The sequence below is a fragment of the Cellulosimicrobium sp. RS genome (assembly GCF_046159675.1).
GTDB classification, from domain to species: domain Bacteria; phylum Actinomycetota; class Actinomycetes; order Actinomycetales; family Cellulomonadaceae; genus Cellulosimicrobium; species Cellulosimicrobium funkei.
Genome location: NZ_JBJXVU010000003.1, coordinates 300,718 through 326,055, shown reverse-complemented (window position 1 = coordinate 326,055; position 25,338 = coordinate 300,718). Strand labels below are relative to the sequence as shown.

General features: G+C 76.2%; 21 protein-coding genes. 12 read left to right on the top strand and 9 right to left on the bottom strand.

The window, feature by feature from the left end:
* Positions 1 to 31 precede the first annotated feature (31 nt).
* The 4 genes from ACI769_RS07105 to ACI769_RS07090 form a co-directional block, all read right to left on the bottom strand.
* A complete protein-coding gene (locus ACI769_RS07105; protein ID WP_034655503.1) occupies positions 32 to 1,084 on the bottom strand; it encodes a LacI family DNA-binding transcriptional regulator in 1,053 nt (350 codons plus the stop codon).
* 35 nt (positions 1,085 to 1,119) lie between these two features.
* Positions 1,120 to 1,995 carry a pyrroline-5-carboxylate reductase gene (gene proC / locus ACI769_RS07100; protein WP_085388455.1) on the bottom strand — a complete coding sequence of 292 codons (876 nt, stop codon included), beginning with the start codon at positions 1,993 to 1,995 and terminating at the stop codon, positions 1,120 to 1,122.
* 79 nt (positions 1,996 to 2,074) lie between these two features.
* A complete protein-coding gene (locus ACI769_RS07095) occupies positions 2,075 to 2,806 on the bottom strand; it encodes a hypothetical protein (protein ID WP_137281565.1) in 732 nt (243 codons plus the stop codon).
* A 230-nt stretch (positions 2,807 to 3,036) separates the two neighbouring features.
* Entirely contained in the window at positions 3,037 to 3,573 is a 537-nt protein-coding gene (locus ACI769_RS07090; RefSeq protein WP_114554083.1) for a potassium channel family protein, read from the bottom strand.
* Between the two features lie 84 nt (positions 3,574 to 3,657).
* On the opposite strand from ACI769_RS07090, the gene ACI769_RS07085 reads away from it, so the two are divergent.
* From ACI769_RS07085 to ACI769_RS07075, 3 genes are all read left to right on the top strand, one after another.
* Positions 3,658 to 5,121 carry a DNA repair protein RadA gene (locus ACI769_RS07085; RefSeq protein ID WP_034654931.1) on the top strand — a complete coding sequence of 488 codons (1,464 nt, stop codon included), beginning with the start codon at positions 3,658 to 3,660 and terminating at the stop codon, positions 5,119 to 5,121.
* A gap of 118 nt (positions 5,122 to 5,239) precedes the next feature.
* Positions 5,240 to 6,325, top strand: a complete 1,086-nt coding sequence (disA, locus tag ACI769_RS07080; RefSeq protein ID WP_034654928.1) for a DNA integrity scanning diadenylate cyclase DisA — start codon at positions 5,240 to 5,242, stop codon at positions 6,323 to 6,325.
* Between the two features lie 37 nt (positions 6,326 to 6,362).
* Complete coding sequence (locus ACI769_RS07075; RefSeq protein WP_085388457.1) at positions 6,363 to 7,085, top strand: class I SAM-dependent methyltransferase; 723 nt, start codon at positions 6,363 to 6,365, stop codon at positions 7,083 to 7,085.
* 76 nt (positions 7,086 to 7,161) lie between these two features.
* Here the strand turns inward: ACI769_RS07075 and ACI769_RS07070 are convergent, their stop codons facing one another.
* The gene (locus tag ACI769_RS07070; protein ID WP_409141409.1) at positions 7,162 to 8,004 is read right to left on the bottom strand and encodes a hypothetical protein; all 843 of its coding nucleotides are present in this window, start codon (positions 8,002 to 8,004) and stop codon (positions 7,162 to 7,164) included.
* 195 nt (positions 8,005 to 8,199) lie between these two features.
* Between ACI769_RS07070 and ACI769_RS07065 the strand changes: the two genes are divergently transcribed.
* Positions 8,200 to 9,165: an A/G-specific adenine glycosylase gene (locus ACI769_RS07065; protein WP_409141408.1), complete on the top strand. Its 966-nt coding sequence runs from the start codon at positions 8,200 to 8,202 to the stop codon at positions 9,163 to 9,165.
* A gap of 16 nt (positions 9,166 to 9,181) precedes the next feature.
* Here the strand turns inward: ACI769_RS07065 and ACI769_RS07060 are convergent, their stop codons facing one another.
* Positions 9,182 to 9,835, bottom strand: a complete 654-nt coding sequence (locus ACI769_RS07060; RefSeq protein ID WP_076403272.1) for an amino-acid N-acetyltransferase — start codon at positions 9,833 to 9,835, stop codon at positions 9,182 to 9,184.
* 25 nt (positions 9,836 to 9,860) lie between these two features.
* Positions 9,861 to 10,811 (bottom strand): sugar-binding transcriptional regulator, encoded by a 951-nt coding sequence (locus ACI769_RS07055; protein ID WP_034655252.1) that lies wholly within the window; start codon positions 10,809 to 10,811, stop codon positions 9,861 to 9,863.
* Positions 10,812 to 11,041: 230 nt separating this feature from the next.
* Between ACI769_RS07055 and ACI769_RS07050 the strand changes: the two genes are divergently transcribed.
* From ACI769_RS07050 to ACI769_RS07030, 5 genes are all read left to right on the top strand, one after another.
* Positions 11,042 to 12,790, top strand: coding sequence for a glycerol-3-phosphate dehydrogenase/oxidase (locus ACI769_RS07050; protein ID WP_137281564.1), 1,749 nt, complete (start codon positions 11,042 to 11,044; stop codon positions 12,788 to 12,790).
* A 173-nt stretch (positions 12,791 to 12,963) separates the two neighbouring features.
* On the top strand, positions 12,964 to 13,725 hold the full coding sequence (locus tag ACI769_RS07045) for an MIP/aquaporin family protein (protein ID WP_085388461.1): 762 nt from the start codon (positions 12,964 to 12,966) through the stop codon (positions 13,723 to 13,725).
* Positions 13,726 to 13,861: 136 nt separating this feature from the next.
* Entirely contained in the window at positions 13,862 to 15,379 is a 1,518-nt protein-coding gene (gene glpK / locus ACI769_RS07040) for a glycerol kinase GlpK (RefSeq protein WP_085388462.1), read from the top strand.
* Between the two features lie 151 nt (positions 15,380 to 15,530).
* Positions 15,531 to 16,040: a pyridoxamine 5'-phosphate oxidase family protein gene (locus tag ACI769_RS07035; protein ID WP_085388463.1), complete on the top strand. Its 510-nt coding sequence runs from the start codon at positions 15,531 to 15,533 to the stop codon at positions 16,038 to 16,040.
* 44 nt (positions 16,041 to 16,084) lie between these two features.
* Positions 16,085 to 17,392 (top strand): alpha/beta fold hydrolase, encoded by a 1,308-nt coding sequence (locus ACI769_RS07030; RefSeq protein WP_198163095.1) that lies wholly within the window; start codon positions 16,085 to 16,087, stop codon positions 17,390 to 17,392.
* Between the two features lie 66 nt (positions 17,393 to 17,458).
* Here ACI769_RS07030 and ACI769_RS07025 read toward each other — a convergent pair whose 3' ends face one another.
* Positions 17,459 to 19,012 carry a hypothetical protein gene (locus tag ACI769_RS07025; protein ID WP_137281563.1) on the bottom strand — a complete coding sequence of 518 codons (1,554 nt, stop codon included), beginning with the start codon at positions 19,010 to 19,012 and terminating at the stop codon, positions 17,459 to 17,461.
* A gap of 298 nt (positions 19,013 to 19,310) precedes the next feature.
* On the opposite strand from ACI769_RS07025, the gene ACI769_RS07020 reads away from it, so the two are divergent.
* On the top strand, positions 19,311 to 21,938 hold the full coding sequence (locus tag ACI769_RS07020; protein ID WP_409141407.1) for a LuxR C-terminal-related transcriptional regulator: 2,628 nt from the start codon (positions 19,311 to 19,313) through the stop codon (positions 21,936 to 21,938).
* A gap of 12 nt (positions 21,939 to 21,950) precedes the next feature.
* Here ACI769_RS07020 and ACI769_RS07015 read toward each other — a convergent pair whose 3' ends face one another.
* Entirely contained in the window at positions 21,951 to 22,565 is a 615-nt protein-coding gene (locus ACI769_RS07015; RefSeq protein WP_021483189.1) for a hypothetical protein, read from the bottom strand.
* 283 nt (positions 22,566 to 22,848) lie between these two features.
* Here ACI769_RS07015 and ACI769_RS07010 point away from each other — a divergent pair, with 283 nt between their 5' ends.
* Both ACI769_RS07010 and ACI769_RS07005 read left to right on the top strand, forming a co-directional pair.
* Positions 22,849 to 23,799 (top strand): hypothetical protein, encoded by a 951-nt coding sequence (locus ACI769_RS07010; RefSeq protein ID WP_409141406.1) that lies wholly within the window; start codon positions 22,849 to 22,851, stop codon positions 23,797 to 23,799.
* 139 nt (positions 23,800 to 23,938) lie between these two features.
* Positions 23,939 to 25,303 (top strand): hypothetical protein, encoded by a 1,365-nt coding sequence (locus tag ACI769_RS07005; protein WP_409141405.1) that lies wholly within the window; start codon positions 23,939 to 23,941, stop codon positions 25,301 to 25,303.
* Positions 25,304 to 25,338 lie beyond the last annotated feature (35 nt).

The window sequence follows — 25,338 nt, the reverse complement described above, 5'->3', positions numbered from 1 at the left end:
TCCCTCCGCGCTCGCCCGTGCGAGCGCGCGGTCAGTCGCGCGGCGTGCCCGTGCTCTCGCGCACCATGAGCTCGGGCGGGATGGAGACGGGTCGGACCGTCGCGCCCGCCAGCGCGTCGATCATCATCCCCATGCACCGGCGCCCCAGGGACCCGAACGGCTGGCGCACCGTCGTCAGCGGCGGGATGAAGTGCCCGGCGCCCGCGACGTCGTCGAACCCGACCACCGAGACGTCCGCCGGCACCCGCACGCCCTGCTCCCAGAACGCGCGCAGCAGGCCGAGCGCGAGCTGGTCGTTGCCCGCGAACACCGCCGTCGGGCCGTCGCCCGCGCGGACCGCGGCCGCGAGCTCGCGCCCGACGGCGTACCCGCGGTCCGACGACCAGTCGCCCCGCACCGGCTCGGGCACCGGGGCGCCGTGCTCCTCGAGCGCGGCGCGCCAGCCCGTCTCGCGCTCGCGCGCGTCGAACCAGTCGAGCGGCCCGGACAGGTGGAGCACCGTGCGGTGGCCCAGGCCGAGCAGGTGCTCCGTCGCGACGCGCGCACCCAGGCGCTGGTCCACGGCGATGGACAGGATCGCCCCCGGCGCGCCGAGCGCACCGGGCGCGGGGCGCACGACGTCGGTCGCCTCGCCGTCCGCGGGGAGGTCGCGCGCGGCGATCATGATGACGGGGACGGGTGCGCGGAACGAGTCGACCGCCGCCGCGACGTCCGTCTGCGGCGCGATGACGACGATGCCCTCGACGCCCTGGTCCATGAAGTGCTCGAGCACGCGGTGCATCGTGTCGGCGTCGTAGCGCCGGATCGTCGCGACGCTCACGAAGTAGCCCTGCTCGCGGGCGGCCTCCTCGACCGCGATGAGGGTCGACGTCGGCCCGTACAGCGCGGAGCCGGTGGTCACCACGCCGATCGTGCCCGAGCGCATCGTCACGAGGGCGCGCGCCGCGCTGTTGCGGCGGTAGCCGAGCGTCGCGATCGCGTCGAGGACGCGGTCGCGGGTCTCGGGCCGCACGCTCGGGTGGTCGTTGAGCACGCGGGACACGGTCTGGTGCGAGACGCCGGCGAGCCGTGCGACGTCCGACATCGCGGGCGGGCGAGTGCGGGGCGACGGCCCGTCGCTCACGACCCCGCCCCCTCGGTCCCCGCGCGCGGCGCCGGGGCGTCCGCGAGCGCCGCCGCGAGCTCGGCCGAGCGGTCGCGCGCGGCCTCGAGCGCGTCGAGGAACGCGGCGCGCACCCCGCCGGCGTCGAGACGGCGCAGGGCCGCGACCGTCGTGCCGCCCGGCGAGGAGACGCGCTCGCGCGCGATCGCCGGGTGCTCGCCCGTCTCGCGCAGCATCGTGGCCGCGCCGTGCACGGTCGCGGTCGCGAGCTCGAGCGCCGTCGCGCGCGTCAGGCCGAGCAGCACGCCCGCCTCGGCGAGCGCGTCGATGACGTAGAAGACGTACGCGGGCCCGGAGCCGGAGAGCGCGCCGACGGCGTCCTGGTCCTTCTCCGCGACGCGCACGACGAGGCCCGTCGAGGTGAGGAGCCGCTCGACGAGCGCGACGTCGTCGTCGTCCGCCGCGCTCCCGCCGCTCACGGCGCTCACGCCCGCGCCCACGACGGACGGCGTGTTCGGCATGACCCGCACGACGGCGGTGCCCGCGGGCAGCCGCTCCTCGTAGAAGGCGGTCGGGAGGCCGACGACGACGCTCACGACCACCGTGCCCTCGCCCACCGCGTCGTGGACCTCGGCGAGCAGCGCGCCGACGTCCTTCGGCTTCACCGCGACGACGACGACCCCGGCGCCGCGCACGGCCTCGACGTTGTCGCGCGTCGTCCGGACGCCGTGGCGGGCGGCGAGCTCGTCGGCGCGCTCGGGCCGGCGGACCGTGGCGACGACGTCGTCGGGTCGCCACCCCGACGCGAGCGCACCCGCGAGGACGGTCTCGCCCATGACGCCCGTGCCGAGGACGGCGAGCCGGGGCGCGGAGGGGGTGGGCAGGTCGGTCATGGGCGATCAGCTCCCGGGAGTCGGTGAAGGGCATTCTTGCGCACCCGGAGAGTCCGGGCCGCCGCGAGGGCCCCGGTGCTCAGAGCGGGAAGGCGGCGTAGACGTCGGCCACGACGTCGGCGGGCCCCGTCGCCTGGAGGACGGCCGTGTCGTTGCGCCACGTGACGGTCGCCCGGCCGTCGCCCGCGTCGGTCACGGCGTACCGGCCCGCGACCTCCCCGGCGACCTCGACGTCGCCCTCCTCCGTGGGCGTGCCCGCCGCGGCGACGAGGTCGTCCGCCGCGGCCTCCGCCTCCGCAGACGTCGGCCACTGGCCCGCGACGACGGTGACCCGGGTCGCGTCGTCCCCCTCGCCGTCGGCGTACTCGAGCTGGTACGCCTCCAGGGCGCGCGCGGCGGTCCACGCGTCCGTCGCCGAGTCGCTGCGGAGCACGAGGTCGAGCACGGTGTCCGGGAGCGCCTGCGCGAACGCGGTCGTGCCGGTGCGTGCCACGGGCTCGAGCGTCGGCGTGGGCGGGTCGGCGGTGACGGTGACCGTCGGCTCGGGGTCCGCGGCGGCGTCCGAGCGGGCGAACCCGGGCCACACCCAGGCGAGGAGCGCCAGTACGAGACCGACGACGACCAAGAGACCGACCAGCACGACGAGCCGGCGACGCCGGTACACCGCCGCCGACGGGGGGCGGGAGTGCCTCCGGTCGCGCGCGCCCGTCGCGTCGGCGGGACGGCGGGGACCCGACGCGCCCGCCGTCGCCCCGGGGCGCGCCGGGGTGGCGGCCCGTCCTGGCGTGCCCCCGCCGGGCGGCTGGCTCATCGCGCGCACCTCTCTGCTCCCGGCCGTCCTCGTGGGCCGCCGATCTTCCGGGGCGTGGCCCCGCGGCCCAGCGTAGGACGCGCGCGGGCCCGACCCCCTGCGGTGACGCGGGGTGTCGTCCGGGCGGAGCGGGTTCACCCGGTCGTCGTGCCCCGGCGTCCGCCTCGGGGACCGCTCGCCGGGGACCGCCCGCCCGGGCCCGTGGGCCACGGGGCCGCCGACCGGCGACGTCAGTCGGGGCGTCGCTCGGTGCGCACCGCGCGCTCGCGGTGCTCCGCCCGGGCCCGCGCGCGCGACGTGGCGATCGACACCAGGACGCCGACGACGACGAGGTCCAGCACGATCTGGACCATCGCCACCATCTTGGCGGCCTCGCCCGTCGGGTGGACGTCGCCGTAGCCGACCGTCCCGAGCGTCACGACGGCGAAGTACAGGGCGTCGGTCCGGTTCTCGATCCCCACGAACTGGTCCGCGAGGAGGTAGTAGACGAGGGCGAAGAACGTCACGACCGGCAGCAGCAGGCCCATGACGGACTGGACCCGCACGCTCGGCGTCTCCCACGCGCGGAGCTGGCGCCGCACCTGGACCACGAGGAGCCCGCACAGCAGCGCCAGCCCGACGCCGAAGGAGACGAGCTGGACCACCTCGGGCGCGTCGTCGTCGGGCAGCGGCACGCCGTAGTAGACCGTGAGGCACGCGGCCGTCGAGGTCACCGTGAGGATCGGCGTCCACCACGGGCTGTCGTGCGGGAGGCCGCGCATGCGCATGGGCCCAGCATCCCGCGCCGACGCCCGCTCGTCGCGGCGTGCGGCGGCGTGCCGGTGTCAGGGGTGCTGGCTAGGTTGGGGCGCGTGACGTCGTCGACCACCGCGGCCCGCTCCGCGGCCGCCAAGCGAGCCCGCCCCGCCTACCGCTGCAGCGAGTGCGGGTGGACCACCGCGAAGTGGGTGGGCCGGTGCGGCGAGTGCCAGGAGTGGGGCACGGTGACGGAGGACGCCCCGGCCGCCTCGGGCCCCCGCACCACGGCCGTGTCGCCCACGCGCTCCCCCGCGCGCCCCATCGGCGAGATCAGCGTCGAGGCCGCGCGCGCCACGCCCACCGGCGTGTCCGAGTTCGACCGCGTGCTCGGCGGCGGGATCGTGCCGGGCGCCGTCGTGCTCCTCGCCGGGGAGCCGGGCGTCGGCAAGTCGACGCTCCTGCTCGCCGTCGCGAGCAACGTCGCCGCGGGCGGCTCCGACCTGCCGACGGTCCGGCCTGCCGGAGAGCGCGCGCCCGCGGAGGCGGCGCGCCCCGCCCCCGTCCCGCGGCGCGTCCTCTACGTCACGGGCGAGGAGTCGGCCGGGCAGGTGCGCCTGCGCGCCGAGCGCGTCGGCGCCCTCGCGCCCGGGCTGCTGCTCGCGGCCGAGACGGACCTCGCGACCGTCCTCGGGCACATCGAGGCCACGGAGCCCGACCTGCTGGTCGTCGACTCGGTGCAGACCATCGCGTCCGCGCAGGTCGAGGGCGCGCCCGGCGGCGTGAGCCAGGTGCGCGAGGTCGCGGCGTCGCTCATCGCCGCGGCGAAGGCCCGCGACCTGCCCGTGATCCTCGTCGGGCACGTCACGAAGGACGGCTCGGTCGCCGGCCCGCGCACGCTCGAGCACCTCGTCGACGTCGTGTGCCAGTTCGAGGGCGACCGCCACTCGCGCCTGCGCCTCGTCCGCGCGGTGAAGAACCGCTACGGGCCCACCGACGAGGTCGGGTGCTTCGACCTCACCGAGAACGGGATCGTGGGGCTCGCCGACCCGAGCGGTCTCTTCCTGTCCCACACCGGCGCGGGCGTGCCCGGCACGTGCGTCACCGTGACGCTCGAGGGCCGCCGCCCGCTCGCGCTCGAGATCCAGTCGCTCGTCGTGCCGAGCTCGCTGACGAACCCGCGCCGCACCACGAGCGGCGTCGACTCGAGCCGCCTCGCGATGATCCTCGCCGTCATGCACCGCCACGCGGGCGTGCGGCTCGTCGACCAGGACGTCTACGCGTCGACCGTGGGCGGCGCCAAGGTGACCGAGCCGGCCGCGGACCTCTCGATCGCGCTCGCCGTCCTGTCCGCGCGGGAGGACGAGGCCCTCCCGCAGGGCACCGTCGCGTTCGGCGAGGTCGGCCTCGCCGGGGACATCCGCCCGGTCGCCGGCCTCGACCGCCGGCTGGCCGAGGCCGCGCGCCTCGGCTTCACGCGCGCCGTCGTGCCGCGGGGGTCGTTCCCGCGACCCGTCGAGGGCATGACCATCCACCCGGCACGGCACCTTGGCGAGGCGGTCGAGCTGGCGCGGAGCTGAGCGGAGGACCGGGGGCGGCGGCCTCGGCGGGACCGCCGAGACCGGATCGTGACCGCTTTGTGGCGTGTCCCGGGGGTTTCCCGAGGGTGGCGATGGGCTCGCAGCGTAGGATTCGACCGTGGCCAACTCCCCCGCGCACCCCGACGAGCTGCTCCGGGAGACCCTCGCCGCCGTGGCACCGGGCACCGAGCTCCGTGACGGTCTCGAGCGCATCCTGCGCGGCCGGACCGGCGCGCTCATCGTGCTGGGCCTGGACAAGGTCGTCGAGGAGATGTGCTCGGGAGGCTTCCAGCTCGACGTCGGGTTCTCCGCGACGCGGCTGCGCGAGCTGTCGAAGATGGACGGCGCCGTCGTGCTCGACCGCGACGCCAACCGCATCCTGCGCGCCGCCGTCCAGCTCCTGCCTGACCCGACGATCGAGACCACCGAGTCCGGCACGCGGCACCGCACCGCCGAGCGCGTGGCCAAGCAGAGCGGCTTCCCCGTCATCTCGGTGAGCCAGTCGATGCGGATCGTCGCGCTGTACGTCGGCGGCCAGCGCCACGTCCTGGAGGACTCCGACACGATCCTGTCGCGCGCCAACCAGGCGCTCGCGACGCTCGAGCGCTACCGCGCGCGCCTCGACGAGGTGTCCGGCACGCTGTCCGCGCTCGAGATCGAGGACCTGGTCACGGTGCGCGACGTCTGCGCCGTCGTGCAGCGCCTCGAGATGGTCGCGCGCATCTCCGAGGAGATCGCCGGCTACGTCATCGAGCTCGGCACCGACGGCCGCCTCCTCGCGCTCCAGCTCGACGAGCTCATCGGCGGCATCGGCTCGGACCGCGAGTTCGTCATCCGGGACTACGTCGACCTGGGCCGCAAGGACCGTTCGCTCGCGGAGGTGCAGAAGGCCCTCGGGGGCCTCGACTCCACGCAGCTCCTCGACCTCGGCCAGATCGGGCGCGTGCTCGACCTGCCGGGCGGCGGCGACGCGCTCGACGCGGCGGTCGCCCCGCACGGGTACCGCCTCCTGTCGAAGGTGCCGCGCCTGCCCGCGACGATCATCGACCGGCTCGTGGCGCACTTCGGCGGCCTGCAGAAGCTCCTCGCGGCGAGCATCGACGACCTCATGACCGTCGACGGCGTCGGCGAGCAGCGGGCCCGCGCGGTGCGCGAGGGCCTGTCCCGGCTCGCGGAGTCGAGCATCCTCGAGCGCTACGTCTGACGCTCCGACCGTCCGCACGACGCACACGGAGGGGACCGTGGACCACGGCGACGAGTGGTCGGCACTGGCCGACGCCTGGGCGCGCTGGTGGGCGCCCGCCGCCGAGCCCGCGCAGCGGGCGATCCTCGACGCCGCGGGCGTCGGGCCGGGCTCCCGCGTGCTCGACGTCGGGTGCGGCACGGGCGAGCTCGTCGCCCTGGCCGTGGCCCGCGGGGCCGAGGCGGCCGGGTGCGACGCCGCCGCCGGGATGGTCGACGTCGCCCGGCGCCGCAGCCCGGGCGCGGACCTGCGCGTCGCGCAGGCGGAGCGACTCCCCTGGCCGGACGACTCCTTCGACCTCGTGACGCTCGTCAACGCGCTCGCCTTCACCGACGTCGCGAGGACGCTCGTCGAGTGCCGCCGCGTCGGTGGGCTGGTCGCCGTCGCGACGTGGGCCGAGGACGCGCTCAACGACCTCACCGTGCTCGAGCGCGCGGTCGCGGGCGAGGACCACGAGCCGAGCGACGAGAGCCGCGAGGAGGGGCACCTCGGCGCGCTCCTCGCGGAGCACGGCTTCACGCCGGTGACGGAGGGCGTCGCGGACGCGCCGATGGTGCTCGCCGACGCGGACGACGTCGTCGCCGCGATCATGTTCGGCGAGTCGGACGAGCTGCGCGCCGAGCTCCGCCCCGACGTGCTCCGCGCCGCGCGACCGTTCCGTCGTCCCGACGGGTCCTACCTGCTGCGCAACGCCTTCCGCTGGGCCCTCGCCCGCCGCTGACGCCCGCGCCCGGGAGCGTCCGAAAGGCCCCTCCCAGAGGCGGGTCAGCGCCCCGGGCGAAGGCGGCGCCGCCGGTCTACGCGCCGCCGGCCGGAGGATCGGACGGGGCAGGCGGCTCGGCGCCCTCGGCGGGCGCCGTCCCCTCGGCCGGCGGCGTCCCGTCCGCCGGGGCCGTCCCGTCGGCGGGAGCGGTCCCGTCCGCCGGGGCGCCCTCCGGCGGGGTGGTCCCGTCCGCTGGGGCGGTGGGCTCGGCCGGGTCCGGCGTGGGCGCGGGCGGGGCGAGCAGGGTGAAGGTCACGGGCTCGCTCGTCGCGCCGTCGACGCCGGCGATGCTCACCACCGCCGTGTACGTGCCGGGCCCGACCTCGGGCTGGTCGGGCGCGCAGCCCTCGACCGAGCGGTGCCGGTCCCACCGCACGAGCCGCGACGGATCCTCGTCGCCCGTGCTCATGAGCAGCAGGCGCTCGGTGGACCCGCAGTGGGCCGACGACCACACGAGCTCGTCGCCCGAGTAGACGAGCACCTGGCGGCCCGCGTCGGAGCCGTCGACGAGGCACGGCCGCCCGCCGGAGTGCCGGACGGTCACGTCGAGCTGCACGGCGCGACCGGGCTCGTACTCGGCGGCGTTCGTCGTCACGGCGAGCTCGAGCGACGCCGCCGTGCAGTCGCGGGGCGGCCCCGCGGCCTCGGGCGTGGGGGGCGGGGACTTGCCCTCCTGCGCGCTCGCGTCGCCGCTCAGCAGCGGCCCGACGGCGCGGACGGCCACCTGACCGAGGAGCACGAGGCCGACGACGAGCGCGACGAGCAGGAGGAGCGCGACGAGCCGACGCCGCACCAGGGCGGCGCGCGTGGGAGCGCCCGGCCCGGTGCTGGGGCGGGTGCTCGGCCTCGGGGTGCGGTCGGTCCGCGGCGTGCTCACGGGTCCTCCGTCGTGCTCGTGCTGGTCGGGACCACGCTAGCCGCGGGGCCGCCCTGCGGGGCCGGTGCCGCGCCGACGGCGGCGCAGGTCGGGGCACAATGTGTCCGGCCCGTGCACCTGCCCGTGCGCTGCTCTGTCGCTCTCGCTCTGCCCCGTTCCCCGGCCCGCCGGCCCGACCCTCCCGAGGACCCACCCGTGCCAGCCCCCGCCCCGCGCCCCGCGCGTCCCGACGGCCGCGCCCGCCCGGCGCCGTCGAGCACGACCGCGCCCGGTGACCCGCACGCGGGGCTGCGGGACGCCGTCGGGCGCTGGTTCGGCGAGACGGCCCGCGACCTGCCCTGGCGGGCTGCGGACCGCACCGCGTGGGGCGTGCTGGTGAGCGAGGTCATGCTGCAGCAGACGCCGGTCGTGCGGGTCGAGCCGGCGTGGCGGGAGTGGATGGAGCGCTGGCCCGAGCCGGCCGACCTCGCCGCCGCACCGACCGCCGACGTGCTGCGCGCGTGGGGCCGGCTGGGCTACCCGCGGCGCGCGCTGCGCCTGCAGGAGTGCGCGCGGGCGATCGTCGAGCGGCACGACGGCGAGGTGCCCCGCGGCGAGGAGGCGCTGCGCGCGCTGCCGGGGGTCGGCGAGTACACCGCCGCAGCGGTCACCGCGTTCGCGCACGGGCGCCGCGCGGTCGTCGTCGACACGAACGTGCGCCGTGTCCTGGCGCGCGCGGTCGGGGGCGTCGCGCTGCCCGCGCCGTCGTACACGGCCGCGGAGCGCGCGACCGCCGCCGCGGTCGCCCCGCCCGACGACGACGACGCGGTGCTGTGGGCCGCCGCGTCGATGGAGCTCGGCGCGCTCGTCTGCACGGCGCGCGCGCCCCGGTGCGGCGTCTGCCCCGTCCGCGACGCGTGCGCGTGGCGCCTGGCCGGCCGTCCCGGCGACGAGCACGCGGCCCGACGCCGCACACAGGCCTGGGTCGGCACCGACCGGCAGGCGCGGGGCCGGGTCATGGCGGCGCTGCGCGACGCGCCGGGCCCGGTGCCCCGCGGCGTCGTGGCCGAGGTGTGGCACGACGCCGCGCAGCTCGACCGGTGCGTCGCGAGCCTCGTGGAGGACGGTCTCGTCGAGCAGGAGGACGGGCCGGGCGGGGTGCTCTACCGGCTCCCCGCCTGACGCGGCGGGCGGGCCGTCAGCCGCGCGCGGCGTCCGCGGCGCGGTCGCCGTCGAGGTCGGCGGGGCCGCCGGGGACGGCAGGGCCGTCGAGGTCGAGCAGCATCCGCGTGTTGCCGAGCGTGTTGGGCTTCACGCGCGCGAGGTCGAGGAACTCCGCGACGCCGTCGTCGTGCGAGCGCAGGAGCTCGGCGTACACCTCGGGGGACACGGGCGTCCCCTCGATGGTGCGGAAGCCGTGCGCGCGGAAGAAGTCGACCTCGAACGTCAGGCAGAACACGCGCCGCAGGCCGAGGGCGCGGGCGCGGGCGACGAGCTCGACGACGAGCGCGTGCCCGACGCGGTGCCCGCGCCACGCCGGGTCCACCGCGAGCGTGCGGATCTCCGCGAGGTCGTCCCACATGACGTGCAGCGCCCCGCACCCGACGACGCGCCGCGCGTCCGCGCCGTCCGCCGCGTCCGGGTCCGGCACCTCGGCGACGACGAACTCCTGGACCGCCTCGTAGTACCCGACCATCTCCTTGGCCAGGAGGATGCGGTCCTCGGCGTAGGGCTGCACGAGCGCACGCACCGTCCGCACGTCCGCGGGCAGGGCGGGACGGACACGGACGGCGGAGGTCGTGGGCACCGCGACACTGTACGCGCGCGGAGCACCTGCTGCATAGTCATGCATCAGGACGCATATCTGCGCTCTGCGCTCACGAGCCCCCGACGAGGTGGGCCGCCGTGATCTCGTCGACGACGAGGTCGGTCACCACGCCCGCGCGCAGGGCTGCGCGCAGGGGCGCCACCTTGTTGTCGCCCGCGACGGCGCACACCCGCCGCGGCACGCGCCGCAGCTCCTCGGGGGCCGGCCCCGTCGCGCGCTCGTTGAGCGCGATGTCGCGGTAGGTCCCGTCGGCGCGGAGGAACACGGTGCAGACGTCGCCGACGACGCCCTCGGCGTCGAGGACCGCGATGTCGTCGGGGTCGAGGTACCCCGCGGAGTACACGTGCGACGGCACGCCGCCCGCGACGGCCCCGACGGAGAAGAGCGCGATGTCGGCCCGGTGCTGCACGTCGAGCACGCGGCGCACGGACCGCTCGCGCCACATCGCGCGCTTCGTCTCCGCGTAGTCGAAGAACGCGGGCACTGGGAAATGGTGCACGTGGGCGTCGAACGCGCTGCCGAAGCCGGCGATGAGGTCGCCCGCGTAGTGCACGCCTGACGTCCGCGTGTTCGCCGCCCCGTTGAGCTGCACGACGGCGCTCCCCCGGGTCGGCTTGCGCGGCAGATGCCGGGACACGGCCGAGAGCGTCGTGCCCCACGCGATCCCGAGGATCATGTCGGAGTCGAACCACGTCGACAGCAGGCGCGCGGTCGTCAGCGCGACCTGCTCGAGCCGCTCGACCTGCGGCGCCTGGTCGGGCACGGGGACCACGTAGGCGTCGATCCCCCACGTGCTCGCCAGGTGCTGCCCGAGCCCCGGCCCGCGGCTGCGCGCGGGGCGCAGCGAGATCTCGACCAGGCCCGTGTCGCGCGCCCGCTTCACCAGCCGCGACACGGTGGACCGCGACGTGTGCAGGTGCTTGGCGATCGCCTCCATCTTCATGTCCTGGAGGTAGTACATCGACGCCGCGCGCAGGACGTCCTGCTCCCGATCGACCATCGCGGTCTCCTTCCCGTCACGCCCATTCTGCACGTTCGTGCACCACGGTTGCGCGGGCGTTCGCCGCGTGGTGGTCTGGACCGTGTGCCTCCGCGCCGGAGACCCCGGTGCACGCACGGCGGTTCCCGCTCGCGCACCCTGGTCGGGCGTGGGACCGTCGCTGTGAGCGCACCGTGGGCGCGATCGTCCCGCGGCGTGCCGCAGCACCGAGGGACGAGAGAGGAAGACGGATGGCATCCACGAGACTCACCGCGGACTCCCGGCGGCAGGCGCTCGCCGCGCTCGAGGCCAGCACCAGCGCGGACGCCGAGCTCGACGTCCTCGTGATCGGCGGCGGGGTCACCGGCGCCGGGATCGCGCTCGACGCGGTCACGCGCGGGCTCTCCACCGCGATCGTCGAGGCGCAGGACTGGTCGGCAGGGACGTCGAGCCGGTCGAGCAAGCTCGTGCACGGCGGCCTGCGCTACCTGCAGATGCTCGACTTCCACCTGGTCAAGGAGGCGCTCACCGAGCGCGACCTCCTGCTCAAGGAGATCGCGCCGCACCTCGTGCGCCCCGTCCCCTTCCTGTACCCGCTCGAGCACCGCGTGTGGGAGCGTGCCTACGTCGGCGCCGGCATCGCGCTCTACGACACGCTGGCGAGCGTCGCGCCCGGTCGCCGCGCGATGCCGCTGCACCGGCACCTGTCGCGCAGCCGCATGGAGAAGAAGTTCCCCGACCTCGCGCACGACGCGGCCGTCGGCGCCGTCCAGTACTGGGACGCGTCGGTCGACGACTCCCGCCTCGTCTCGACGCTCGTGCGCACCGCGGCGTCGTACGGCGCGCACGCGGCCTCCCGCACGCAGGTCGTCTCGCTCACCAAGGGCTCGACGGGCGCCGTGAACGGTGCCGTGCTCCAGGACCTCGAGACGGGCCGCGAGATCACCGTCCGGGCACGCGCCGTCATCAACGCGACCGGCGTCTGGACGGAGGACACCGAGGCGCTCGCCGGCAGCGAGGGCGGGCTGCGGGTCCTCGCGTCCAAGGGCATCCACATCGTCGTGCCGCGCGAGCGCATCAAGGGCCAGGTCGGGCTGATCCTGCAGACCGAGAAGTCGGTCCTGTTCGTCATCCCGTGGTCCCGGTACTGGGTGATCGGCACGACCGACACCCCGTGGGAGCAGGAGCTCCAGCACCCCGTCGCGACCGCGGCCGACATCGACTACGTGCTCGAGCACGCGAACGCCGTGCTCGCCCACCCCCTCACGCGCGACGACATCATCGGCACCTGGGCGGGCCTGCGGCCGCTGCTCCAGCCGGGCACCAAGGAGGGCACCAGCTCCGCGAAGGTCTCGCGCGAGCACACGGTGGCCTCCCCCACCCCGGGCCTCACGGTCATCGCCGGCGGCAAGCTCACCACCTACCGCGTCATGGCGAAGGACGCGGTGGACTTCGCGATCGGCCAGCGCGCGAGCGCCCTGCCGTCGATCACGCACAAGATCCCGCTGCTCGGCGCCGTCGGCCTCGACGCCGTGCGTCGCCAGGCGCGGCCCTGGGCGTCCCGGTACGGCTGGACCCCGGCCATGGTCGACCACCTCCTGCACCGGTACGGGTCGAACCTGCGCGAGCTCGTCGAGCTGTGCGAGGCGCAGCCCGACCTCGCCCGCCCGCTCGAGCACGCGCCGGCCTACCTGCGCGCGGAGGTCGCGTACGGCGTCTCCCACGAGGGGGCGCTGCACCTCGAGGACCTGCTGCTGCACCGCACGCGGCTCAACTACGAGGTGCCCGACCGGGGCCTCGCCGCGCTGCCCGAGATCGCGGCCGTCGCCGCCGAGATCCTCGGGTGGGACGACGCGACGCGCGACGCCGAGATCGCGAGCTACACCGCCCGCGCGGAGGCCGAGGCGGCCGCCGAGCAGGCGCCCGACGACGCGTCCGCCGAGCGCACCCGGCTGGAGGCGCCCGACGTGTCACCGCTCCAGCCGCTCCGCACGACCTGACAGCTGCACATCGCCGCGAGCGAGCCCCGGGGGCTGACCGACGGGTCGGCCCCCGGGGCCCCGCACACCGACCCCACGGGGCGCACGCCGACGGCGGACCGACCCGAGGACCCGACGCTCAGGTGCGTCGGGACGGTTGAGACAGAGAAGTCCACCACGAAAGAGAGAGCACGATGGATCAACTCCTCATGAACGCCTTCTGGTCCGAGATACTCGGCACGGCGACACTGATCCTCCTCGGCGCGGGCGTCGTCGCGAACGTCGTCCTCCCGAGGACCAAGGGCTTCAACGGCGGCTGGCTCCTCATCAACTTCGGATGGGGCCTCGCGGTCTTCGCCGGCGTCTACGTGGCCTACAAGTCGGGTGCGCACCTCAACCCGGCCGTGACCATCGGCCTCTTCACCGCCCAGGAGCCGTTCTTCTCCGCGACCGGCCCCGAGGGGCTCGTGACGGCGACCATCGAGCCGACGGTCGGCAACATGTTCCTGTACTTCGGGGCCCAGATGATCGGTGCCTTCGTCGGCGCCGTGCTGGCGTTCCTGGCGTACAAGAAGCACTTCGACGAGGACGCGCCCGGCGCGACCAAGCTCGCGGTGTTCTCCACCGGCCCGGAGATCCGCTCCTACGCGTGGAACTTCGTCACGGAGGTCATCGCGACGTTCGTGCTCGTGTTCTTCGTCGTGGCGTCCGGCAAGACCCCGTCGGGCCTGGGGCCGCTCGCGGTCGCGCTCATCGTGGTCGGTATCGGCGCGAGCCTCGGTGGTCCCACCGGCTACGCCATCAACCCTGCCCGTGACCTCGGTCCCCGCATCGCGCACGCGGTGCTGCCGATCCGGGGCAAGGGCTCGAGCGACTGGGCCTACGCCTGGGTCCCGGTCGCCGGTCCGCTGGTCGGCGGCGTCCTCGCCGGCCTGCTCGGGGCCGCCTGGGTCTGACCGACCCGGACGACCGGACCTCTCCCCCGCGTGACCGGGGAGCCGGGGGCCTCCCCGGTCACGCGACCCGCGCCGTCGGGCGCCGGGCACCTACGCCGCAACCACACCCACACCGACGTGAAGGACTGAACGCACCATGGCCGACTACGTTCTCGCCATCGACCAGGGGACCACGAGCTCCCGGGCCATCGTCTTCAACCACTCCGGGGAGATCTACTCCACCGGGCAGCTCGAGCACGACCAGATCTTCCCGCGCGCGGGATGGGTCGAGCACAACCCCGAGCAGATCTGGAACAACGTGCGCGAGGTCGTCGGTCTCGCCCTCACCCGAGGCAACCTCACGCACGAGGACATCGCGGCCGTCGGCATCACGAACCAGCGCGAGACGGCCGTCGTCTGGGACAAGACCACGGGCAAGCCCGTCTACAACGCCATCGTCTGGCAGGACACGCGCACCCAGAAGATCGTCGACGAGCTCGGCGGCGACGAGGGCCCCGAGAAGTACAAGTCGGTCGTCGGCCTGCCGCTCGCCACCTACTTCTCCGGCCCGAAGATCAAGTGGATCCTCGACAACGTCGAGGGCGCGCGCGAGAAGGCCGAGAAGGGCGACCTGCTGTTCGGCAACACCGACACGTGGGTGCTGTGGAACATGACGGGCGGCACCGAGGGCGGCGTGCACGTCACCGACGTGACGAACGCGTCGCGCACGATGCTCATGGACCTCGACACGCTCTCCTGGCGCGAGGACATCGCCGCGGACATGGGCATCCCGCTGTCGATGCTCCCCGAGATCCGGTCGTCGTCCGAGGTGTACGGCCACGGCCGTCCCCGCGGTCTCGTCCCCGGCGTCCCGATCGCCGGCATCCTCGGTGACCAGCAGGCGGCCACGTTCGGCCAGGCGTGCTTCGAGGTCGGCCAGGCCAAGAACACGTACGGCACCGGCAACTTCCTGCTGCTCAACACGGGCACGGAGAAGGTCATGAGCAAGAACGGCCTGCTCACGACGGTCTGCTACAAGATCGGCGACGCGCCCGCCGTGTACGCGCTCGAGGGCTCGATCGCCGTGACCGGCTCGCTCGTGCAGTGGCTGCGCGACAACCTGGGCATGTTCGAGGACGCGCCCGACGTCGAGTGGCTCGCGGGCAAGGTCCAGGACAACGGCGGCGCCTACTTCGTGCCGGCGTTCTCCGGCCTGTTCGCGCCCTACTGGCGGCCCGACGCGCGCGGCGCGCTCGTGGGCCTCACGCGGTACGTCAACCGCAACCACATCGCGCGCGCCGCGCTCGAGGCGACGGCGTTCCAGAGCCGCGAGGTCGTCGACGCGATGAACGCCGACTCGGGCGTCGACCTCACCGAGCTGCGCGTCGACGGCGGCATGGTCGCCAACGAGCTCCTCATGCAGTTCCAGGCCGACCAGCTCGGCGTCGACGTCGTGCGCCCCAAGGTCGCCGAGACGACGGCGCTCGGTGCCGCGTACGCCGCGGGCATCGCCGTCGGCTTCTGGAAGGGCGAGCAGGACGTCATCGACAACTGGGCCGAGGACAAGCGCTGGAGCCCGTCGATGGAGTCCGGCGAGCGCGAGCGCCTCTACCGGAACTGGAAGAAGGCCGTGACGAAGACCATGGAGTGGGTCGACGAGGACGTGGAGCAGTAGCCCGTCCCGGGACCACCCACCGAGGGGGGTGGGGTGCACGGCGCCGCGGCGTCGCGCACCCCACCCCCTCGTCGTGCTCCCACGGGCGAGTCGCGCGCGTCGTGCCTAGCGTCGAGGTGCCGCGCCCCGCGGCCCGACGACGGGAGACGACATGACCGGCACGCACCACGAGCAGCCCCACGCGAGCTCCGACGAGGTCGCCACGGTCCGCGACCTGATCAAGGACGAGAAGATCGCCATGCTGACCACCGTCGCGACCGACGGGAGCCTGGTGAGCCGGCCGATGGGCGTCCAGGCCGTCGACTTCGACGGCGACCTGTGGTTCTTCGCCGCCGCCGACTCGCACAAGGTCGCCGAGATCGCGCGGGACTCGGCGGCGAACGCGGCCTTCTCGGGTTCGACGTCCTGGGTCTCGGTGTCCGGGCGCGCCGCGGTCGTCCGCGACCGCGAGAAGATCCGCGAGCTGTGGAACACGGTCGCCGACGCCTGGTTCCCCGACGGCCCGGACACGCCCGGCGTGGTGCTCGTCCGGCTGCACGCCGACTCCGCGGAGTACTGGGACTCCCCCGGCGGCCGCGTCGCGACGCTGTTCAGCCTGGTCAAGGCGAAGGTCACCGGCTCGCGCTACGACGGCGGGGAGAACGAGACCGTCGAGCTGTGACACGTGCCGCCGGCCGCCCGGAGCGGCGCGGCTAGGGTGGCGGGGTGAGCGTCGCCCGCGAGACCGCGTACACCCTGCCCGGCATCCACGTCACCGACCGCGAGCTCGAGGTGCCGCTCGTGTGGGACGACGACACGGACCCCCGCCGCCTCACGCTGTTCGTGCGCGAGCTCGTCGACCCGGTCCGGCGTCACGACGACCTGCCGCTGCTCGTGTTCCTCCAGGGCGGCCCGGGCGGCAAGGGGCCCCGGCCCACCGGGCCGGACGGCTGGGTCTGCACCGCGCTCGCGACGCACCGGGTGGTGCTGCTCGACCAGCGCGGCACCGGCCGGTCCTCGGCCGTGCGCGGGGCGGCGCTCGCCGCGCGCGGATCGGGGGCCGCCCAGGCGGAGTACCTCTCCCGCTTCCGGGCGGACGCGATCGTCGCCGACGCCGAGCACGTGCGCCGGACGGTCTACGGCGGGCGGCGGTGGACGTCGCTCGGCCAGTCCTACGGCGGCTTCCTCACGATGACGTACCTGTCGCGGGCGCCCGAGGCGCTCGCCGCGTGCTACGTCACGGGCGGGCTGCCGGGCCTGACGGCGGACGCGCGCGAGGTGTACCGCCGCACCCAGCCGCGCGTCGTCGCGAAGAACGCCGCCTACCGGGAGCGGTACCCGGACGACGCGGCCCGCCTCGCGCGCGTCGCGGACCTCCTCGCGGCCGACGACGTGCGCCTGCCCGACGGCGACCGGCTCACCGTGCGCCGGCTCCAGTCGATCGGCACGGACCTCGGGATGAAGCCCGGCCCGGAGCGCATCCACTGGCTCGTGGACGAGGCGTTCGACGCGGACGCGCCCGACACCCTGACGGACACGTTCCTCGCCGAGGTCGCGGCGGCGACGTCGTTCCGCACCAACCCGCTCTACGCCGTGCTCCACGAGTCGATCTACGCGCAGTCGGGCACCGGCCCGACGGCGTGGGCCGCCGAGGCGGTCCGCGCCGAGGAGCCGGCCCTCGACCCGGCGGCGCGACCGCTGCTCCTCACCGGCGAGATGATCTACCCCTGGATGCTCGAGGAGATCACCGCGCTCCGGCCGTTCCGCGCGGCGGCGGACGCGCTCGCCGCGCGCGAGGAGTGGCCCGACCTGTACGACCTCGACGTCCTCGCGCGCAACGAGGTGCCGGTCGAGGCGGCGGTGTACTTCGACGACATGTTCGTCGACGCCGGGCTCTCGCTCGACACGGCGGCGCGCGTGGGCAACGTCCGCACGTGGGTGACGAACGAGTTCGAGCACGACGGCCTGCGCACGGGCGACGTCCTCGCGCGCCTGGTCGAGCGGCTCGGCGCCCGCGGCGGCCCGCGCACCTGAGGCGTGCCGCGCCCGGCCGGACGGACGGGCTACGGCGTCGGGCTCCCTGATCCCCGGTGGGCGGAGTCAGGCCGTCTGGTCGCGGCGCGCGCGCAGCACCCACGCCCCGGACACGAGCGCCCCGCCCAGCACCAGCGTGAGCAGGTCGAACCCGGCGTCGCCGCGCGGCGGGGCCGGTGGCACCGCGGCGAGCGCCTCGCCCGCGGCCACGACGACGGCGCGCGACGGGTCCGCCGTGCCGACCACCGGCGCCAGGTCGAGCGCGGGCCCGTCCGCCGTCGTCGGCGCGGACGCGTCCGGTGTCGCAGCGGGCGCCGGGGCGGCCGGAGCAGGCGACGCGGGCGGGGCGGCGGGCGCCTCGGGGACGGCCGGCCCGTCGAGCACGAGCTCCCACGACGTCTCGCCGACGAGGACGTAACCGTCGAGCGCGCGCGCCGTCACGGTCACCGTGCCCCGGGCGGGATGGCGGCCCGGGGCGAGGACCCGCTCGTCGAGGACGAACTCCACGCCGTCGGCCCGCGGCACCTCGACCGCGGCCGCCGCGCCCGGGCGCGCGGCGACGACCACGGGCGCCGGCGCCCGGACCTCGGTGAGACCGGAGAACACGAGCTCGACGGCGCGCGACCCGTCCGACCCCGGCAGCACCGGCTCCGCCGCGCCCTCCGCCGCGAGCCGCAGGCCCGCCGCCGGGGAGAGCGTGAGGACGACGCGCGCCACGTGGTCGAGGTACCCCTCGACGGCGTGCGTGCTGCCGGGCGGGAGCACCGCGCCGGTCGCGTCGCGGACGACGAGGCCCTCGGCGTCGGGCACGGTGTACGTGTCCGCCCTGCCCGGGCCGTCCTGTGCGGCGGGGAGCACCGCCGTGACGACGGGGAGCAGCTCCGTGACCGCCTCGGCGGCGGACCGCCCGTCCGGGAGCTGCAGCACGTGGCCGTCCTCCGCCGCGGCCGTCGCCCGCAGGACGCCGCCGTCCCGCGGCGCCTCGACGGTCCGGTACCCGTCGACCACCACCACGGTGCACGCCATCGGCTCGCCGCCCAGGGACCAGCGCACGCCCTCGACCACCGGCACGAGGTAGACCGCGTCCCCGGCCGCCGCGCGGACGAGGACCGGCGGCAGCACGACCACGCGGGGCGCGGGCTCGCCGTCGGGCACGGTGGGGTCGGGGCCGGGGGGCGTCTCGCCCTCCTCCGGGGCCGCCGGGTCGGGAGCGGGGACGGAGGGAGACGCGCCCTCCTCCGGAGCGGCCGACCCGGGCGCGGGAGGCTCCGGTCCGTCCGGCACGGGAGCACCGGGCACGGCAGGCACGACGGGCCCGACGCCCACGGTGCCGGCGCCCGCGCCGGCACCGGAGTCCATGCCCGCGCCGGGGTCCGTGCCCGATGCCGCGTCGGGGCCCGTGCCGTCGGCCGCAGCGGTGGACGCCGCCGCACCCGCGGCACCGGGCCGGCCGTCCTCCACGACCCGCACGAGGGTCTCCGTCGCCACGGGCGCGACGCCCGGGTCTGCCGCGGCGCGGGCGACCGGGACGGCGTGGGCCGTCGTGGACGCGCCGACCAGGACGGCGCCCACCAGCACCGCGGCGAGCGCGGTCCGCGGGCGGGCCCGGTGCACAGACATGGGCGTGCGGCTCCTCTCCGGTCGCGTCCGCGGGTGGGCGCGCCCGAGGCCCCTATGCACGCGACGGGCCACGCTGTCCGCATCGTCCCCGCGCGTCCCGTTTCGTCCGGGCTGGAGGGAGCCGCGGGCGACCCGGTTCGAGCGCTTCACCCGCCTTCCCCGAGAACCGGCGCACCTCCTCGCCTAGGGTGAGAGCGGATCACGGCGCGGTGCCGGCTCTCGGGGCGGAGCCGTGGCCGGACGCGGTTCGCCGCCGTCCGTCCGCCCGCCCGTGGAGCGGGGGAAGCACGGAGGCAGCATGTCGGTGACGGACACGACGACGTTCCGTCTGTACGGGGCGCCACGCCCCCCGCACACCGAGCTCGTCCGCGAGCGCCTGCTCGACCGGCTCGAGGTGGACGCCGCGCTCCGCGTGGTCCGCGGCCCCGCGGGTGCGGGCAAGACCTCCCTCCTCGCCGAGTGGTCCCGACGCCGGGCCACGCCGGGGCTCTGGCTGTCCGTCATCCCGGAGATGTCCCGGACGGACCTCTGGCGCGCGGTCGCGCGCCGTGCCGCGCGGGCCGGGCTCGAGGCGTTCGAGGCCGCGCTGGGGCCGGCGGAGCTCGCCCCCGAGGACGTGCCCGGCCGCCTGGCCGACGCGTTCCTCGCGGTGCCCGGGGAGGTCGTGGTCGTCATCGACGACTACCAGGACGTCACGGACGCCGCGGTCCACGAGGACGTCCTCGCCCTGCTGCGCCTGTGCCCGAACCTCTCCGTGGCCGTGGCCACGAGCACGGTCTCCCCCCTGGAGGCCGCCTCGGTCGGGCTCGAGCTCGACCGGACCGTCATCACCGCGGACCAGCTGCCGCTGACCCGGGACGAGACGGCCCGCATGCTGCGCCAGGCAGGCGTGGACCTCGACCCCGCCGAGGCGCACGTCCTCACCGGCGGCCAGCCGCTGTACCTGCGGGTCGCGATGCTCGCCGCGGAGATGGCCGGTTCCCACGGGACCCCGGCGCACGTCCAGGTCGCCGACGAGCTGCTGCGGGCCGCGCTCGAGAAGCAGCTCGAGGGCGCCGAGCGCCCTCGGCTCGAGCAGGTCCTGCGGCGGTGCGCGGTCGCGGACGTCCTCACCGCCGACCTCGCCGTGGCGCTGACGCGGGAGCCCGCGGCGCCGCAGCTGCTGTGGATGCTCGAGGAGCGCGGGCTGGGTGCGTGGGAGCGACGTCCCGCGGGCCGGGTCTTCGTCCTGTTCCCGGTGGTGCGGACGTTCGTGGCGGAGCGCGTCCGCGAGGAGCACCCCGACGAGTGGGGGCGTGCCCAGCTCGCCGCCGCGCGCTGGTACCTGACGAACGGCTATCCCGTCGAGGCGCTGCGGCACGCGGTCGGCGCGGGCGACCTCGGGCTCGCGTCCTCGGCCGTCTCGCGGTACTGGGGCGAGCTGCTCGAGCCGCAGGCGCTGGCCCGCCTCGACGTCCTCAAGAGCCTCCCGCAGACGGACCTGCGGCGCTGGCCGCTGCTCGCCGGGGCCCTCGCGATCCACCACGACAGCGTCCCCGGGGAGCGCACCGAGGCGATCGAGACGTACCAGCTGACGCTGGCCGCCCTGCGCCCCCGGGCGAGGACGACCTCGACGGCGGAACGCGTCGTCCTGGACGTGCTCGAGAGCGTCGCGCTGCGGTCGACGAACGCGACGCAGCGCGCGCTCGAGCCGGCGCGCCGGGCTCGGCAGACGCTCGACGAGCTGGGTGTGGACGAGCGCCGGGAGCTCGTCCGCGAGCTGCCCCGGCTCCGCGCCGAGGTCGCGATGTCGTTCGCGCGGGCGGGCGCGGACGAGGAGGCGCTCGCCACGCTCGAGGACCTCGGCGGCTCCCCCGCCGTCGACCCGCGCACGCTCTACGGCCTGTCGCTGCGTGCGCTCGTGCTCGCGCTCCGCGGGGACCTGCCGGAGGCCGTGCGCGACCTCGAGGTCATCGAGGCGTCGCCCCACGCCGAGGTCCGCGCGGGGCGCGACGACCACCTGTACCGCATCGCCCGCGCGATCGTGTGCCTCGAACGCTTCGACGCCCGCGGCGCCCAGGCCCACCTCGACGTGCTGCGACCGCACCTCGCGACGCTCGAGACCCGCCCGGTCGTCGCCACGGTCCAGGCCTACGTCGACCTGGTGTCCTTCGAGCCGGCCCTGGGCATCGAGCGGCTGCGCCGCTACATCGAGTCCGAGCGCGGCCGCCGACGCATCTCCGCGCGCGACATCGACCACCTCGACTACGTGAGCGGCCTGCTCGGGCTCGCGCGCGGCCAGGTCGGCGCGGTGCACTCCTGGCTCAAGGTCGCCCCGGCGACGTCGTCGCTCACCTGGCTGCTGCGGGCCCACGCGGCGCTGCTCACCGGCCGGTGGAGCACCGCGCGCGACGTGCTCGTCGCGCACACGCCGCCGCGGACCGCCGCGCCGCGCCTGCGGGCCGCGCACGCCGTCCTGCTCGCCGCCGCGCTCACGCACGCGGAGGAGGAGACGCAGGCGCGCGACGCCCTGGACAAGCTCGCCGGCGTCGCCGAGGACCGGCGGCTGCGGTTCGCCCTCGCGCTCCCCGCCCGGCACGACCTCCTCACGCTGGTCGAGCTCGCGGCACGGAGCAAGGACCAGACGGCGCAGCGCCTCATCGGGGACGCGGAACCCGTGCCGGAGCTCTTCGCCGCGACGGCCGACCTCCCCCAGCCCCTGTCCGACCGGGAGGTCGTCGTCCTCGACACCCTCATGCGCCACGCGACCGCGGTCGACATCTCCCGGAGCCTCACCGTTTCCGTGAACACGGTCAAGAGCCAGCTCCGCTCGATCTACCGGAAGCTCGGCGTGCGCCGGCGCGAGGACGCCCTCGCCCGCGGGATCGAGCTGGGACTGCTCCCGGCCCAGCGTCCCCTGCCTGCGAGCGGCACGGACGGGCGCTGAGGACCGGGCCGGTCAGACCAGGTCGTCGACGATCTTGGCGGACGCGCGCATCTCGGCGCGCGCGAGGTCGTCGTCGATCTCGCGCCCCGCGGCGATGAGCGCCGCGCGCGGCAGCCACGAGAAGACCACGAGGACGGGGTAGCTGTCCTCGCCCACGTACACGCGGCGACGCCAGGCGGCCCACGCCACGGCGCGCGTGAGCGTGCGCACCGGGTCCTCGAGCTCGTTCGCCGCGTGCGCGGCGTTCTCCCACCCGTGCTGCGCCTCGCTCATGACCCGCGCCCCGCCGTGCCCGAGCGGCCGGGCGAGCGCCGCGAGGCCGATGTCCTCGGCGATCACGACGGCCTCCGACGGGACAAGGTCCAGGCCGTCCCGGTACGTGCCGAACGTCGCGGGGTCCAGGTGGCGCCACGGGTCGTCGTCGGGCAACGAGTCCAGGAGGTCGGTGAGGGCGCCGGCGAGGAGCGTCACGGCGCGCAGCGGGTGCGCCTTCGCCTGCGCGCGCATCGCGGCCATGGTCGCGAGCCGGTCGTCGGGGTCGATGAGCGGCTCCACGAGGCCCACGGCCCAGATGGCCCAGGTCGTGTCGTCCCACGGCGCACCGGCGCCGTCCTCCTCCGGGGTCACCGCGACACCACCCCGCCCGGGGCGTCGGCGGCCCGGCACGGCGACGCCGTCGAAGCGCAGGACGCTGCGTGCACCCGGTCCACCTCCTGATCTCGTCCTGCCCTGTCCAGCCGGCGAGCCCGTCGCCGAGGACAGCATCCCACCGTGGCGACGTCCGCGAAACACCCGCGGCGGGCGAAGCGTGCGGAGATCACCCGCTGCCCGGGGCACCTGAGGGTGAAGTCCGGTGTGAAAGACGGTGTCCCGCGCGCCAGGAGCCCCTCCGGGTCCGCATGCTTGGACCGTGACCGACCGGACCCTGCTCGACCCGCGCCCGCAGCGGGCGCGCGACGCGCGTCCCGTGCGCGCCGTCGACGAGGGCCCGCAGGAGGGCGACGACCCCGGGGCGCTCCGGGACGAGGTCGCCCGCGTCGTCGCGATCGAGGACGACGACCGGTACCGCACCGAGGTCTCGACCCTCCTCGCCGCCCACGCGACGCAGTGGCGCCGGATCGCGGCGCGCCTGTGCCGCACCAACTCGGTGCCCGCGGCCCAGCACCTCGACGACGTCGCGGCGATCGTCGTGGAGACCGCCTGGGAGATGCTCGAGCGGTCCCGGCGCGACCCGGCGTACCTGCGCAGCATGCGCTCGTTCCTCGCCATCGTCGTCTACACGGCACGACCCCGCGTCCGTTCGTTCCTCGACCACGCGACCGCGCCGGCGTCGGGCATGGTGGCCGCGCAGCGTCGGCGCCGCGAGCTCGCGCGCACGCGGTCGGAGCTCGCCGCGCTGCGCGGCGCGGCGCCCTCGGTCGAGGAGGCCGTCCGCGCCACGAACGAGCGCCTCGGCGCCCACCGGGCCGACGTCGTCCGGCAGGGCATGGTCGTGACGGAGGCGGACGAGCTCGTGCTGCGCGGCGCGCTGTCGTTCGACGAGGCCCTCGACTCCGCGCGCACGACCGACGCGCACGCGGACTGCGTGCTGCACGCGGTCGAGGTGCCGGCGCTCGTCCGCTCCGTCGTCGACGCGGCGCACGCGGAGGACCCGGTCCGCGGACGGGTCGCGGCGCTCTGGATGTCCGAGGCGTACGGGGGCGGTGGGCCGCTCCCGGGCCACGACACGGTCGTGTGGATCGCCCGGACGCTGGGTCTGCCCCGGCACCGGACCGTCGCCCACATCGACCGGGTCCGGGTGCTGGCGGCGCAGCACCTCCGGGACGTCGGCATCGTCCTCGACGCCGTGGACAGCGTGTGAGCGCGAGCGTCGCTCCACGACCCGCACCTGCCGGGAGGTCCGCGGCGTACCGCGGCGAGCAGGAGAACCGCACCGTGGCGCGCACGGGGACGAGGGGGCGGCCGCAGGGCGGGCGCAGGAGCACAGGGGGCAGCAGGACATGTCTGACGAGGGACCCGGGTCTCGACGCTCGGTCGTCGAGGATGCGCGCGTCGTCGCCGCGACGGTGCCGGAGGCCGAGCGCGAGCGCGCGGTGGCCGGCCTCGTCGCCGCGCACGCCGTCGGGCTCGCGCGCGACGCCCGGCGGCACGTGCGCGCCGCGGGGGTCTCGGGGACGGACCAGGGCACCGCGCTGCGGGCGGTGACCGACGCCCAGCGCGCCGTGCTCGACGACCTCGTCGCCGGCCGTCGTCCGCTCGAGGGCCGCGCCTGGTCGCCCACCGTGCGCTTCGAGGCCCTGCGCGCCGTGCGCGCGCTGGCCGCGGAGGGCGCGGTCGCCGTCCCGCCGTACCGCCACCGCCTCGCGGCCGACCGCGCCGCCCTGCTGCTGCTCCGGGAGACCGCCGCCGTCGTGGACCGTCCTACCCCGCGGGAGGTCGTCCGCACGGGTGCCGTGGCGGCGGGGCTCCCGCCCACGCCGCACCCGCTGGACGAGGCCACCGCCACGCGCCCGCTCCCGACGTCCCGGTCGGCAGCGACGGTCTCGTCGGCGCACGCCCCCGCACGCCCGGAGCGTCGCCGTGCGCTCGGGGTACGGGGCCGCGCGCGCTCCAGCGGCCCGGGTCGTCCCGTGCGCTGGGGCGCCGCCGCGGTGCTCTCGGCGGCGACGCTCGCGTTCGGGGTCGTCGTCGCGCCCGCGCAGGACGAGGTCGGTGGTGGCCCGGGCGTCTCGGTACGGCCCGAGCAGGTGCTCCTGAGCACGACCCCGGGGACCGGCTCGACCGCGTGGGCGCCGCTCGACGGCGCCGGCGCCACGTCCGTCCGCCTCGACCTGTCCTCCCCGGTGCTGACGGGCCTGGCGCCGTCGACGGCACCCGCCGTCGAGCTCGTCGACGAGCCGGCGGACGAGCCGGTCGGTCCGCGGGTGGACGACGCCGTCGACGTGCCCGCCGACGAGCCCGGCGGCGAGCCCGTGGTCGAGCCGCTGCCCGTGGTCGTGCCGGCCGCACCGGGCCCGGCCGTCCCGGAGACGCCCGCACCGGCTCCCGCCCCCGCCTCGGGAGCGGCGCCGGCACCGGCTGCTCCGCCCCAGCCCGCGCCGCCGGCTGCGGCGAAGCCGTCGCCGAAGCCGACGCCGAAGCCCGCGCCGGCCGTCCGGCCCGCACCGACGCCCGTGCCCGCGCGACCGGGGCCGCCCGTCACGCGCCCGGCTCAGCCGAAGCCCGACCGTCCCGCACCGCGGTCCGACGAGGCGCGCGGCTCGTCCCGGCCGGGGACGGCGAAGCCGCAGCCGCAGACCCGCGACGACCGGCGCACCGACAAGGACGCGGGCCGGCAGGACCGCGGCCGCGGCGGACGCGGGTAGCGCTCGGCGGGCCTCCCGACGGGAGGGGCACCCCC